The sequence below is a fragment of the Promicromonospora soli genome, assembly GCF_014653785.1.
Classification (GTDB): Bacteria; Actinomycetota; Actinomycetes; order Actinomycetales; family Cellulomonadaceae; genus Promicromonospora; species Promicromonospora soli.
Genome location: NZ_BNAS01000001.1, coordinates 676,428 through 689,995, shown reverse-complemented (window position 1 = coordinate 689,995; position 13,568 = coordinate 676,428). Strand labels below are relative to the sequence as shown.

Below are 13,568 nucleotides of genomic sequence, written 5' to 3'. Positions count from 1 at the left end.
CGTCAGAGTTTTATCGTCGGGGCGTGACACAGCCTTCCGCCACGCCGCCTCCCAGCACGCAGCCGGTCCTGCCCGAGCCGGTCTTCGTCGACGTCGACGGCGCCGCCGTCGCCACCCATGTGCTCGAGCCGCCGGACAGGACCCCGCTCGCCGACGTCGTGCTCTGCCACGGCACTCCCTGGTCGGTTCACGTGTGGGCGCCGGTGGCGCTCGCGCTCAGCCGGGACTACCGCGTGTTCCTGTGGGACATGCCCGGGTACGGCGCGTCGTCGAAGGAGACCGGGCATCCAGTCGATCTCGTCGCCCAGCGGGAGCGGTTCGCGGCGCTCCTGCGGCGCTGGTCGCTGGACCGGCCCCACGTGGTGGCGCACGACATCGGGGGAGCGGTCGCCCTGGGTGCCCACCTCCTGGAGGGCGCCGACTTCGGGAGCCTGTTCCTGCTCGACATCGTGACGCTGGATCCCTGGGGGTCGCCGTTCTTCCGGCTGGTGGCCGAGAACGAGTCGGTGTTCGCCGCGGTGCCCGGACCGCTGCACGCCGCTCTCGTCAAGGAGTACATCGCCGGCGCGGCGAACCACGGCCTCTCCGCCGAGGCCGTCGGGGCGCTTGCCGAGCCCTGGCTCGGCGAGGTCGGGCAGGCCGCGTTCTACCGCCAGATCGCTCGGCTCTCGCCCGAGCACACCAAGCCCATAGTCAGCAGTCTCGGCGAGGTGCGCTGCCCGGTCCGCATCGGCTGGGCCACGGACGACCCGTGGATCCCGTTCGAGCAGGCCGCACGGCTCCGCGCGCAGCTTCCGGGAGAGCCGGAGGTGGTTGCGTTCCCGGGGCGCGGCCACCTGGTGCCCCTGGAGGACGACGCCGCCGTGGGCCAGGCCGTGCGCCAGTGGCTGGGTACCCGTCGCCCGGGCGTGTGATCGGGCAGGGAATGGGGTGGCGGGTGTGCCGCCGTCGGGCATAGCGTTTGGGTGGCGAGCGTGAGGCGTGACGAACCTCGGCCCGGGTGACCGGGCGAACGCCCTGCCCGCGCGTGCGGCGTACCGACGAGAGGCCGGGGTTCCCCGGCAAAGGAGTGGTGGCACCGCGACCTAGCCCCCGCCCGCTCCTCCAGGGCCTGCGCCTTCTGGAGGAATGATGAGACCACCTTTGCCGACCCCGAGCACGTCCACGAGCTCCCCGAGCCTGCCCACCAGTGCTCCTGCCCGCACCCTCGCCCGCGACCTGCCCGCGGCCGCGCCCGGAACGATGGTGCGCCTGCAGGGCTGGGTTCACCGCCGTCGCGAGCTGGCGACCGTGACGTTCCTGGTGCTGCGCGACCGCACCGGCCTCGCCCAGGTGGTGGTGCGCAACGGCGTCGGGCGGGCGCTGGAGGTACTGCCCGAGGAGACCACCGTCGAGGTCACCGGCACGGTCACCTCGAACCCGCAGGCGCCCGGCGGCGTGGAGGTCACCGAGCCCGTGATCACGCCGCTCACCGACGCCGCCGAGACTCCGCCCGTCGAGCTGTGGCGGCCGGCCCTGACGGCCGCCCTTCCCACGCTGCTCGACCATGCGGCGGTCGCCTGGCGGCACCCCGCGCAGAAGGCGCGCTGGGAGGTCGCGGCGGCGAGCCTGCGCGGGTTCCGCGCGACGCTGGACGCCGCGGGCTTCACCGAGATCTGCACGCCCAAGCTCGTGGGCACGGCCACCGAGTCCGGGGCGAACGTGTTCGCCGTGGACTACTTCGGCCGGCCCGCGTACCTGGCGCAGTCGCCGCAGTTCTACAAGCAGCAGATGGTCGGCGTCTTCGAACGGGTCTACGAGGTGGGCCCGGTGTTCCGGGCCGAGCCGCACGACACGGTGCGGCACCTCGCCGAGTACCGCTCGCTGGACGTCGAGCTCGGCTTCGTCCGCGACCACCACGACGTGCTGGCGGTCCTGCGCGAGGTCGTCGCCGGGATGGCGGACGCCGTGCGCGCCTCCGAAGCCGCCGAGCGGCTCGGCATCGAGGTGCCCGAGGTCCCGGCCGAGATCCCTGTGCTTCACTTCGCCGACGCCCTGAGGATGGTCGGAGCGCCCACCGACGAGCCCGACCTTGCCCCCGAGCACGAGCGGACGCTGGGCGAGTGGGCGCTGGCGGAGCACGGGTCGGACTTCATAGCGATCGAGGGCTACCCGATGGCGAAGCGGCCGTTCTACACGCACCCGCAGCCCGGCTCGGGTGTGGGCTCCGGTCCCGGAAACGAGCGGTGGAGCAACAGCTTCGACCTGCTGTTCCGCGGGCTCGAGCTGGTCACCGGTGGGCAGCGCCTGCACCGGTACGCCGACTACGTGGCGGCGATCGAGGCGCGGGGCGAGGACCCGGCGTCGTACGCCTCTTACCTGCAGGCGTTCCGGCACGGGATGCCGCCGCACGGCGGGTTCGCGATCGGGCTGGAGCGCTGGGTTGCGCGCCTCGTGAGGGCGGCCAACGTCCGCGAGGTGACGCCCTTCCCGAGGGACCTCCACCGGCTGACGCCGTAGTCATCGGTTAGCGTGTCAGTGGTCACCGCTAACTTGTGGCACGCGCTGCTGATGGCGGCGCGTCACAGGGGCGAGGTGTGCCCTCGTGACCTACGGCCAGGTGAGGGACGAGATGCTGCAGGAACTGGTGGACCGGGTCAAGGGCGGCGACGCGACGGTGCGGGCGGTACGGGACGCGCTGGCGCCGCTCAAGCTGCTGGGTACCGGCCTGTACGACGACGCCGTCGGTTACGTGCTGGAGGGCACAACACCCGAGGTGCTCACCAGGGTGCAGGGGTCCAGCACCGGCGACCTCGACACCCTGTTCGGCTCCCCGGCCCGGCTCTACAAGAGCTGGGTGTCACCTGACTTGGTCAAGCGGGTCGCGGCGGTGCACAAGGGCTGGAACGCCGAGAGCGGCGTCACCGCGCGCGGGCGCCTCTACGCGTCGGCCGACGTCCCGGTCGTGGCCCGCTTGGCGCGGCTGCTGGCGCAGGCCTGCGAGACCGCCGAAGTTCCCGCCGCTGCCGTACCCGAGTGGTTCTACGTCCTCGTCTACGACGGTGCCAGGAGGGGGAAGACCGACGGGCGCCACGCCAGCAAGTCGGCGGCAGGCGTCGCCGACCGGTTGACGCCCGCGTTCCTGGAGCAGGTCGCCATCGAGGGTGGGGTTCCCGACGCCGATGCGGTGCGCACCGTGCTCACCGCGCTCCTGCACCGGGCGACCGCCGAGCGCTCCTGGAACGCGGACCCGCGCCCGATCTTGGCCGAGCGCCAGGCGTTCGACGAGTACGTGTCGCAGAACGTCGGCACGCTTGCCGCCGTCACCGCAGGGCTCGGTGCCCACGGCAAGCAGGAGGTGCTGAACCGTATCGGGAAGCGTACGAGCGAGACGGGCCTGGCCGAGATCGTGGCGACGCTCGCCGTGGACAAGGCGAAGGGTGTCCGGACGAGCGCCCTGGACCGCCTCGCCTTGCTCGACGACGCCGTGCAGGTCGCGCTGCTCACGCCCCACCTCGTCAAGGTCCCCACCGGGCAGCTCGGTGAGGTGGTGACGCGGCTGGTCGGCCTGGAGGGTGGCATCGCCGTGCTCGACGAGGCGCTGGCCGCGATCCGGGACGAGAACGGGAAGGTCGCGGCCGGGCAGAGTGCGCGCGTGCGCCTCCTGGAGCAGACGGTGGAGCGGTCACGCGCGCTGGAGGCTCCCCTGCCGGGACCGGGCGCCGGCCCCGCTGCGGGCGTCCCGATCGAGATCCCAGGGTACGAGCCGCTGCCCGACGCGGCCGTGGAGCCCGGTTGGGCGGCGAAGGCCCGGAAGCTGCTCGACCAGGAGATCGCCAAGGCGCGGGAGCAGCTCGATCTCGCGAAGAAGCAGTCCGGCAGCGTGTCGAACAAGTACTGGATAGATCGCGCGCAGAGCAACCTGAAGGGCCTCCTGTCGATCACGGACGATGCCCTCGCGGCTGTCCCGGACCGCGTTACCGGGGCCGTTGCCACCACGGGCAAGACAAGTCGCCAGCACGCTGCCCTCTTCCAGTGGCTCACCGCGGAGATGCGGACGCTGTTCGCCGAACCCGGGCTCATGCTGGCGATCCGCCTGCTCGCGCTCCGGGACGGGGGCGTCCAGCCGAACTTCACCTGGGCCCTGCGCCCCTACCTCGACCACGTGACCGACCTGCGCCAGGTGCACGACGGGCTGGTGCGTGCCGGGGTGCCGAAGGCCGACGATCAGATCCGCGACATGGTGTTCCAGACCTGGTGGGGCGGCGACGCGCTGCCGCCGTCGGTCACCTGGCCCTACTTCGCCGAGCGGCCGGAGATCCTGGACCGCTACCTCGGCGGTGACACCGAGCTGCGCCAGACGGGCACCGCCCTGAAGATCCTGCGGGAGTTCCCGGTGCTACCGCCGGCGCTCCTGCCCCGGCTGACCGTTCTCGCGCTCGGGACCGGCAAGACGCACCGCCTCGCCGCGCAGCAGGTCCTGGAGGCCCACTCCGGGGCGCGGCACCTGGCCGAGCAGGCGCTCGCGGACTCGAAGGCGGAGGTGCGCGCCTCGGCCGCCGCGTGGCTCGCGCGTATCGGCGATGCCGCCGCGGTGCCGGCCCTGCGTGCAGCCCTGAAGAAGGAGCGGCGCGAGGCGGCCCGGGCGGCGCTGCTCGCTGCGCTGGAGACGCTGGGCGACGACATCTCGGCCGACCTCGCCCCGGAGACCCTGCAGGCGGAGGCCGTCAAGGGACTGGCGGGCAAGCTGCCCGCGAGCCTCGGCTGGTTCCCCTTCGAGCAGCTGCCCGAGGTGCGCTGGGCAGCGACCGGCGGCGTCGTGCCGCGCGACGTGGTCCGCTGGTGGGCCGTGCTGGCCACCAAGCTGAAGTCGCCGAGCGGCGAGGGCCTGATCGCCCGGTACATCGGCCTGCTGGACCCACCCTCCCGGGCCGCACTCGGCTCGTTCGTGCTGCGTGCCTGGGTGGCTCAGGACACCCGCGGCCCTTCGGTCGAGACCTCCCGCGCGTACGCCGACCAGAACGCGCAGGCGCAATGGACCAACCTCCAGACCGCGATCAAGCGGTATCCCGAGTACTACGGCGGCCAGGCGGGACAGACCGTCGAGGACTTCTGGAAGAGGCTCTACAAGCAGGACCAGGCGACCTACCTCGGCTCGGCCACACAGGAGAAGGGACTGCTCGCCCTCACGGTCGGGATGCCCGGGGCCGAGCTCGCCACCACCGCGCAGCACTACTTCGCCGCCCACAAGGGCCGTCGCGCGCAGGCCGAGTACCTGGTGCGTGCACTTGCCGCGAACGGGGACCGGGCAGCAGTCCAGCTGCTGCTCGCCGTCTCGCGCCGGTTCAAGCAGCGCAGCGTCCAGGAGACCGCGTCCGCGCTCGCGCAGGACATCGCGGACCGCAACGGCTGGGACGGCGACCAGCTCGCCGACCGCACGGTCCAGACCGCCGGATTCGACGACGACGGCATCCTGCGCCTTGACCTCGGCTCGCCCGACGGTGATGGAGCGGGTGAGCGGGTGGTCACCGGACGGATCACCGACGCGTTCTCGCTGGAGCTGCGCAGCCCCGCGGGCAAGGTCGTCAAGGCGCTGCCGGCGAAGCGGGCGTCCGACGACGACGAGGCCTACGCGGAGGCGAAGCGGCAGCTCAAGGAGTCGCGCGCCGAGCTGAAAGCCGTCGTGAGCCTGCAGAGCCAGCGCTTCGCTGAGGCCATGGTCACTGGTCGCACCTGGAGCACGGCCGACTGGCGCGAGTTCGTCCTGGGACACCCGCTGATGTCGCGCCTCGCGGCGCGCCTGGTCTGGGCAGCTGAGCTGCCGGGCGCCGGTGACCTGGCCGGCCCCGGCACCGTGACGTTCCGCCCGGGCGACGGCGGCGCGCTGATCGGCGTCGACGACGAAGACGTCACCCTCCCGGACGACGCGAGGGTTTCGCTGGTGCACGCCGCCACCCTCGGGGACGACGCCGAGTCCGGCGCGCCGGCCTGGCGCGGCCACCTCGCCGACTACGAGATCACGCCGCTGTTCGACCAGGGGCTGGGCACCGGGACGAGCGCGTCTGGTGCGCTGCCCGACGTACCGGACGACGCGACCGTGATCGACACCCGCAAGGGCTGGCTGAGCGACTCGTTCACGATCCGCGGGCGCGCCACAAAGCTCGGGTACGTGCGGTCTCAGGCTGAGGACGCCGGCTGGTTCTCCGCCTACTGCAGGGAGTACCCGACGCTCGGCATCACCGTCGAGATCGAGTTCACCGGAGCGTTCCTGCCCGAGGAGAACATCACCGCCGCCGTGTCCGAGCTCGTGTTTCGCCGTACCGGCACCTGGGGCGAACGGGGCCTCTTCGCGATCAAGGACGTGCCCAAGGTGCTGCTGGCCGTGTCCTACCGGGACTACCTGACAGTGGCCGACGGCGGTGCCTTCGACCCGGACTGGGAGAAGAAGAGCCAGTACTGAGCCGGTGATGTCAGCGACTCCCACCTTGATCGCACGCTGGGCGTAGCGCCCTGACCTGCGACGAAACGTCATTACTCGAAACGCAAGCACCGAAGGACACCATGACTAGCACGGGCACCACCACCGGTACGACGGCCGGCACGGGGATCGAACACGGCGGCGCGATCGACGCCGGTACTGATCCCGGTGCCGAGATCCGGCCGCCCGCCGAGATCCGCTACGCCGGGGAGCTGGCGACGCTCGACGCCTGGGACACCGAGCGCGGGCACGAGCGGCCGCCCGGCTGGCGGCTGAGCCCCCGTGCGGTGCGGGCGTTCGTCGTCGGCTCGGAGGAGCTCGGCGTGAGCCGGAAGTTCTATGGCGACGACCCGCTGGTGGACCGCGCCGTCGTCTCCCTGATGGGGAGGCAGGGCCTGATGCTCGTGGGCGAGCCCGGCACGGCGAAGTCGATGCTGTCGGAGCTGCTTTCCGCTGCGGTCTCGGGCTCGTCGACCCTGACGGTCCAGGGCACCGCGGGGACCACCGAGGATCACGTGCGGTACTCGTGGAACTACGCGCTCCTGGTGTCGGAGGGGCCGAGCGAGCGGTCGCTCGTGCCGTCGCCCGTCTGCACGGGCATGCGCGAGGGCCGGGTGGTGCGCTTCGAGGAGATCACGCGCTGCGCCCCGGAGATCCAGGACACGCTCGTATCGATCCTGTCGGAGAAGCAGCTCATGGTCCCCGAGCTCGGGCCCGACGCCCGGGTGGCGGCCCGGCCCGGCTTCACCGTGATCGCGACCGCGAACCTGAAGGACCGCGGCGTGCACGAGATGTCGGCGGCCCTCAAGCGCCGGTTCAGCTTCGAGACCGTGGCCCCGGTGCGCGACCGGGCGTTCGAGATCGAGCTGGTGCAGCGCCAGCTGGAGGCCGAGCTGGGTCCCGGGTCGGGTTCGGGCGGCGACCGGCCCGAGGTGCCGCTCGACGTGCTGGAGGTGCTCGTCACCGTGTTCCAGGACCTGCGGACCGGCAGCACGCGCGAGGGTGCGCCCGTGAAGCGGCCGGAGACGGTCATGTCCACGGCCGAGGCCGTCAACGTCGCGGTCGCCGCATCCCTGGAGGCCCGCTACTTGGGTGACGGTACGGTGACCGCCGCGGAGGTCGCGCGGCAGATCGCGGGTGTGGCGCTCAAGGGCGAGGAGGAGGACGCGCGCAGGCTGCGGCACTACGTCGACAACGTCGTGCGCGAACGCGCCCGGAACGACAAGCGCTGGAAGGCGTTCTTCACGGCAGCAGAGCCGCTGTGGCGGTGAGCGGCAGCGCCGCCTCAGCACGGGAGGGCGGAGCCGCGGCCCGGCGCGCGGATTCAGTCTGGGAGCGGGCGCCCGAGCGCCTGCGCGCTGGCGCCGACGCCGTTCGCCGGCTGCGGGCCGAGCGCGGTATCCACTTCGCTCCCGTGCGCCACCACAGCCCCGCGTGCGCGCTGGCGGTGCGTGCGGCGATCGAGGAGCTGCGCCCGGCGGCAGTGCTCATCGAAGGGCCGGAGGAGTTCACGCGGCTCATCCCCGATCTGCTGCACGAGGCGACGCGGCCCCCGATCGCGGTGCTGAGCCTCGGCGGCTCCGGTTCTGCCTCCAGCGCCGGAGACGGCGACAGCGGGGAGGGCGCCGGCTTCTACCCGCTCGCGTCATTCTCCCCGGAGTGGGTGGCGCTGCGCGCGGGGCACGACGTCGGTGCGGAGCTGGCGTTCGTCGACCGGCCGTTCGGGGAACGGTCGGCCGCGGAGGGTGCGCTCTCGGGTCGCGCCGCGTCCGGCCATGGGGAGGGCGGTGCGGACGGCGGAACGGGACAGGGCGATACAGGGCAGGACGACGCCGCTCGGCCCGACCCCTTCGCACGGACCCTCATGTCCGAGCGGTACCTGGCGCACTCGGAAGCGATCGCCGCGCTCGCGCGGCGGCTCGGCTGCCGCGACCACGACGAGGTCTGGGACCAGCTGTTCGAGGCGCGGCGGAGCGCCGAGCTGGCCGACTGGCGCACCGTGTTCGACGACGTCTTCGCCTGGTCCGCCCTCGCGCGCCTCGACTACGAGGAGAGCGTGCTCGCCGCCGACGGCTCCCTGGACCGCGAGGCGCGCATGGCGGCCCGGGTCGCCGAGACCGCTGACCGGTTGGCGGCTTCTCCCGGCGGCCCGGTGCTCGTCGTGACCGGCGCGTTCCACACGCTCGCGCTGGTGGAGGCGCTGTCCGGTGCCCCGGAGGGATCGGCGGTCCGCGACCGGCAGCCGGAGGGCGGATTCGGCCCGACGGCGCAGGGCGAGGCCTGGCTCGTGCGCTACGACCACGAGCGGCTCGACGGGCTGCGTGGCTATGGCGCGGGCATGCCCTCGCCGGGCTACTACGAGCGGCTGCACGGGGCGCACTTGCGGGAGCTGGGGCTCCTCGACGCCGCTCCGGACTCCGGTAGCGGCGATCCTCGTGGGAGATCCAGCGCCAGGCCGGCCCCGACATCGCGACCGGCCGGTCCTGTCGGAGCGCGCGCCCTCGCCACGGAGATCCTGGTCGACGTCGCGCGTGGCGCGTCCGGCCGAGGCCACGCGGTGAGCCTGCCGCAGGTCAGCTCGGCGGCCGAGTCCGCGACGCGGCTCGCGGAACTCCGCGAACGCGCCTACCCGTGTCGCACGGACCTGCTGGACGCTGTGCGGTCGTGCTACGTGCAGGACGACGGCGGCGTCGGCGGGCCCGGCGAGCCCGAGCGGCCGCTGGGTCTGGCCGTCGCCGAGGTGTTCGGCGGCCGGTCCCTCGGCGACGTGCCGCCAGGCAGTGCGTCGCCGCCGCTCGTGCGAGACGTCCGGGAGCGGGTGCGGGCGGTGCGGCTCGTCATCGACGACTCCGTGCCCCGCACGGCGCGCCTGGACGCGCGGCGGACGGCGGCCCACCGGGCGAAGCGCCAGGTGCTGGCGCTGCTCGACTTCGTCGGCGCGGGCTTCGGGCAGCTGGTCTCCGGTCCGGACCATGTGGCGGGCCGCGGGCTCGGCCTGATCACCGAGGAGTGGCAGTACTGCTGGACACCCCTCGTCGAGGCGCGCCTGGTGGAGATGGTGCACCTCGGCGCGACGCTGGAGGCGGTGGCTCTCGCGCGGCTGTACGAGGCGGAGGAGCGGCTGGCCGGCACGGGGACCGCGGCTGCGGTCGGCGCTGGGGCCGGAGCGGGCGCCGGAACGGGAGGGGCCGCGTCGGTCGACGCCGTCGCCCGGCTCGTGGCCCAGGCGCTGGTGATCGGGATGGGCTCGCACCTGCCCCGGATCGTGTCGCTGCTGCGCACCACCCTGGACACCGACCGAGACCTGGACTCCGTCGTGTCGGGGGCGCGGCGGCTGCTCGGGCTGTGGCACGCCCGGGTGGAGCTCGGCGCCGAGGAGCACGCGGGCGAGCTGCTCGACCTGGTGAGCCAGGCGCTCGCGACGGCCGCCTACCTGGTCGATGACCTGGGCAAGACGCGCGCCGAGGACGAGGATGCGGCCATCGGCACCCTGATCGACCTGCGCTCCCTGCTCCGGGACGCGGCGTCGGCGGGCGACAGCGGCAGCGCGCTGGGCGGCGCCGGCGGCGCTGACGGCGTCGGCGGAGCGAACCGCACCGCCGTCGTGCGCGAGCTCGCGCGCCTCCGGGACGAGAAAAGCACCGCGCCCGCCGTGGCGGGCGCGCTCCTCGCCCTGGGCTTCACGGACGGCGAGGTGCCCGACGACGTGCTGGTCACGCGGGTGCGCGGTGCCCTGACCGCGGGCGCGGACCCGGGCACGGCCGTGCGGTTCCTGGGCGGCGCGATGCGCGCGGCGCCGGACCTGATCCTGCATACGCCGGAGATGTTCGACGCCGTCGACGACGCCCTGCGTGCGCTCCAGGGCGACGCCTTCCTGGCGGTGCTGCCGGATCTGCGGCGGGCCTTCACGTGGCTGCGCCCCACCGAGACGCACCGGCTGGCGCAGCGAGTTGCGGAGCGGACCGGTGCGCGCGTGGACCAGGTGGACGTCCGGGTGGCCCTGTCGGAGGAGGACCTGGCAGCAGGCCTCGCCCTGGACCGGGAGCTGGCCGCGGTACTGGAGCGGGACGGTCTGGCCCATTGGGCCGGCAGTGGAGCAGCGGACTCGACCGGAGGAAAAGCATGAGCACGATCTCGGACGAGGAAGCCGCCCGGCGCTGGCGGCTGGTGCTGGGCCGGTACGCGGCCGATCAGCTGTCGGTGGGACAGCAGGACGAAGGCCTGGAGCGGTCCTTGCGCTACCTGTACGACCGCGAGTACACGGCGCGTGGGCACCGTGTCGGGACGGGCCGGGGCGAAGGTGGAGCGGCGGCCGGTCGGGGCGCCGGCCTCGGCGCCTCGCAGCCGCACGGCGTGGACGTGACGGCGCTCGGCTGGCTCAACGAGGCGGGCAGCCTGTTCCCGCGCGAGACCTTCGAGCGCATGCAGGTCGACGCCGTGAGCCGGTACGGCCTCACCGAGCTGCTGCAGGACGAGGCGGCGATCGAGGCCCTCGAACCCTCGCGTGAGCTCGCCGTCGCGATGCTGCAGGTGCGGGGCGCCCTGAACGACCAGGCGGCGGCGGGACTGCGGCGCGTCATCCAGCGGGTCGTCGAGGACATCGTGAAGCGCTTGCGGACCCGGTTCACCACCGCGGTCAACGGCCGGATCGACCGGTCACGCCGTTCGATGCATCGGGTCGCACGGAACTTCGACTGGAAGCGCACGCTCCGCGCCAACCTCGGCCGGGTCGACGCCGAGGGCCGCATGACGGTGCAGGACGTCCGCTTCTCCTCCCGGGCGAAACGGACCCTGACCTGGGACGTCATCCTGCTCGTGGACCAGTCGGGGTCGATGGCCCCGTCGCTGCTGTACTCCGCCGTCTGCGCGGGAATCCTCTCGGGCCTGCCCGGCATCAACGTGCAGCTCTACCTGTTCGACACGTCGGTGGTGGACATGTCGCACCTGGCCGACGATCCGGTCGCCGTCCTGATGACCGCGCAGCTCGGTGGCGGAACCGACATCGCGAGGGCCGTGCGGCACGCGGAGCAGCAGGTGCGCAATCCGTCCCGGACCGTGGTCGCGCTGGTCAGCGACTTCTACGAGGGTGGTTCGGTGTCGAGCCTGCTGACGACGGTGCGACGGATGGCGTCGTCGGGCGTCACCATGCTGGGGCTCGCCGCCCTGGACGAGGCGGCAGAACCCGTCTACGACCAGGGCACGGCGCGGCACCTCGCCGAGTGCGGCATGGAGGTCGCCGCGCTCACGCCCGAGCGGTTCGCCGAGTGGCTGGGGGAGGTGCTCTCATGAGCGACCGGAAGACTTTCGCCTGGGCGGCCCCGTACGCGGGCCTGGACGACGACGCGCTCGAGGCGCTCGGCAATCCGGGCCTGCTGCGCCGCGCCCGCAAGGACACGGTGACCGAGGTGTCCCACGATCCGAAGGGCGCAGTGCTCGACGTGTCCGGGGCGATGGTGCGCGTGGACGGCCGCGGCCCGGCGGCCGTCTCCTGCGACTGCCCGACGGCGGGTGTGTGCCAGCACGTCCTCACCGCCTGCCTGTGGGCGGTCCAGCTCGCGCCAGACGCACCGCCACAGGGCGCTGTCCCCGTGGTCGCGCAGGCGGTGCCCAAGACCTCCGGTGCAGCCGGGACGCGAGAGACGTCGGCAGCGAGCGGGATGCGCGAGCCTTCGGTGGTGCGCAGGCCGTCCGAGGCGGTGCGGAAGCGTCGCCGGGAGGCGCTCGCGGAGGTCCGCGAGGTCGTGGGCCGGCTCATGTCGGGCGGGCTGTCGCACCTCGGCCCCGACGACGCCGAGTCCCTGCGTGCGCTGGCCGGCCGGGTGCGCCTGGCCGGGTTCCAGCAGGTCGCGACCGAACAGGTCGGCGGGGTGCGGTTCGACGGTCTGCTGCGTGTGGCCGGGGGCCTCGTGGCAGGCCTCGCGGGGCGGGACGACGCCGTCACCGAGTCCGAACTGCTCGACGCGTTCGCCGAGGCCTGGGCGATGTGCGAGGTGCTGCAGCGCGCTCTGGACACGGACGGGACGGCTCACTCCGCGCTCGGTTCGGCCCCGGCGTCGGACAACGCGGATGACGACGAGGTCGACCTGGCGCGATGGGTGCCGCTCGGCGCCCGGTGGTGGACGTCCCAGAGTGGTTCGCGCGGGCTGGCCTACCTGGGCTGGGACGCGGGATCCGGCCAGGTGCGCCAGGTCGTGACGGGCCGCCCGTCGGGCACGGACCCGAGGTTCCAGCGCAGCTGGACCAGTCCGCTGCTGTGGGGCAGATCCCTGAGCGGCCTGTGCGAGGGCGTGTTCGCCCTCACCGCGGTGCGGAGCAAGCCGGACGGCAGCCTGGGCGCGGGCGGGAACCCGGTACTCCGCCGCTTGGATGACGGGTCCGACGGCGTCGGCTTCGGCCTCGATGAGCTCCGGGCGATCGCCGAGCGCACGGGCGCCGGGGTGGCGCCGCGCGACGTCGTCGGGTTCGGGCGCCGTCCGGCCAACGTGCGGCTCGTACTGGTGCGCGACGTCGGCGAGGTCGGGATCGACGAGGTGCGGCAGGAGATGACGCTCGTCGTCGTCACGGCGGACGGCGAGCCGCGCATGCTGCGCCTGCCGGTGTCGGACGAGCAGGCGGTCGAGACACTGCTGTCGGTCAGGTCGAAGCTGGTGGCGGTGACGATCGAGCGTCGGGAGGACCGGGACGAACCGGTCGGCCTGTTCGTGCGCGACAAGGGTGCGATCAGGCTGATCAGCCCCACGATCACGCCGGCATGGTCGCTCGAGGGCGGTTACTGGGACTTCTGGCGCAGACGAATGCGCAAGCTGAAGGCACAGGCCTCCTCGGCGAGGACGGTCCGGTCCGCGGCCACGCCGCCGTCCCCGGTGCGCCGCGTGACGCTGCTGCTGGGCGACGTCCTCCTGGCGGCCGCGGCGACAGGGCGACCGGCGCTCACGGCCCGGCAGCGGTCCGACGTCGAACGGGCGCGCGGGCTCGCCCGGGACCTCGGGCTCGCGACGCTGGAACGGACGGCCGGCGGGCTGCTGGCCGGCGACCTGACCCCGCCGTCGGTCCTCCATGCGGCGTTCGTGGTGGGCCGTGCCCGAGCCGTGGCCGACGTCGCGGGCTGAGT

The 13,568-nt window shown here is 73.3% G+C and carries 7 protein-coding genes; all 7 read left to right on the top strand.

All coding sequences use genetic code 11. The features are described from left to right. Positions 1 to 23: 23 nt before the first annotated feature. Positions 24 to 914, top strand: coding sequence for an alpha/beta fold hydrolase (locus IE250_RS03110; RefSeq protein WP_229872091.1), 891 nt, complete (start codon positions 24 to 26; stop codon positions 912 to 914). Positions 915 to 1,131: 217 nt separating this feature from the next. Next, positions 1,132 to 2,499: an aspartate--tRNA(Asn) ligase gene (gene aspS, locus IE250_RS03105; protein WP_189667775.1), complete on the top strand. Its 1,368-nt coding sequence runs from the start codon at positions 1,132 to 1,134 to the stop codon at positions 2,497 to 2,499. 85 nt (positions 2,500 to 2,584) lie between these two features. Beyond that, a complete protein-coding gene (locus IE250_RS03100) occupies positions 2,585 to 6,439 on the top strand; it encodes a DUF4132 domain-containing protein (protein ID WP_189667774.1) in 3,855 nt (1,284 codons plus the stop codon). A 101-nt stretch (positions 6,440 to 6,540) separates the two neighbouring features. Beyond that, positions 6,541 to 7,728 (top strand): ATP-binding protein, encoded by a 1,188-nt coding sequence (locus IE250_RS03095; RefSeq protein ID WP_229872090.1) that lies wholly within the window; start codon positions 6,541 to 6,543, stop codon positions 7,726 to 7,728. Beyond that, entirely contained in the window at positions 7,725 to 10,583 is a 2,859-nt protein-coding gene (locus IE250_RS03090; protein ID WP_189667773.1) for a DUF5682 family protein, read from the top strand. Before IE250_RS03095 ends, IE250_RS03090 begins: the two co-directional genes overlap by 4 nt. Next, entirely contained in the window at positions 10,580 to 11,746 is a 1,167-nt protein-coding gene (locus IE250_RS03085) for a VWA domain-containing protein (RefSeq protein ID WP_189667772.1), read from the top strand. Before IE250_RS03090 ends, IE250_RS03085 begins: the two co-directional genes overlap by 4 nt. Then, complete coding sequence (locus tag IE250_RS03080; protein WP_189667771.1) at positions 11,743 to 13,566, top strand: hypothetical protein; 1,824 nt, start codon at positions 11,743 to 11,745, stop codon at positions 13,564 to 13,566. Before IE250_RS03085 ends, IE250_RS03080 begins: the two co-directional genes overlap by 4 nt. Positions 13,567 to 13,568 lie beyond the last annotated feature (2 nt).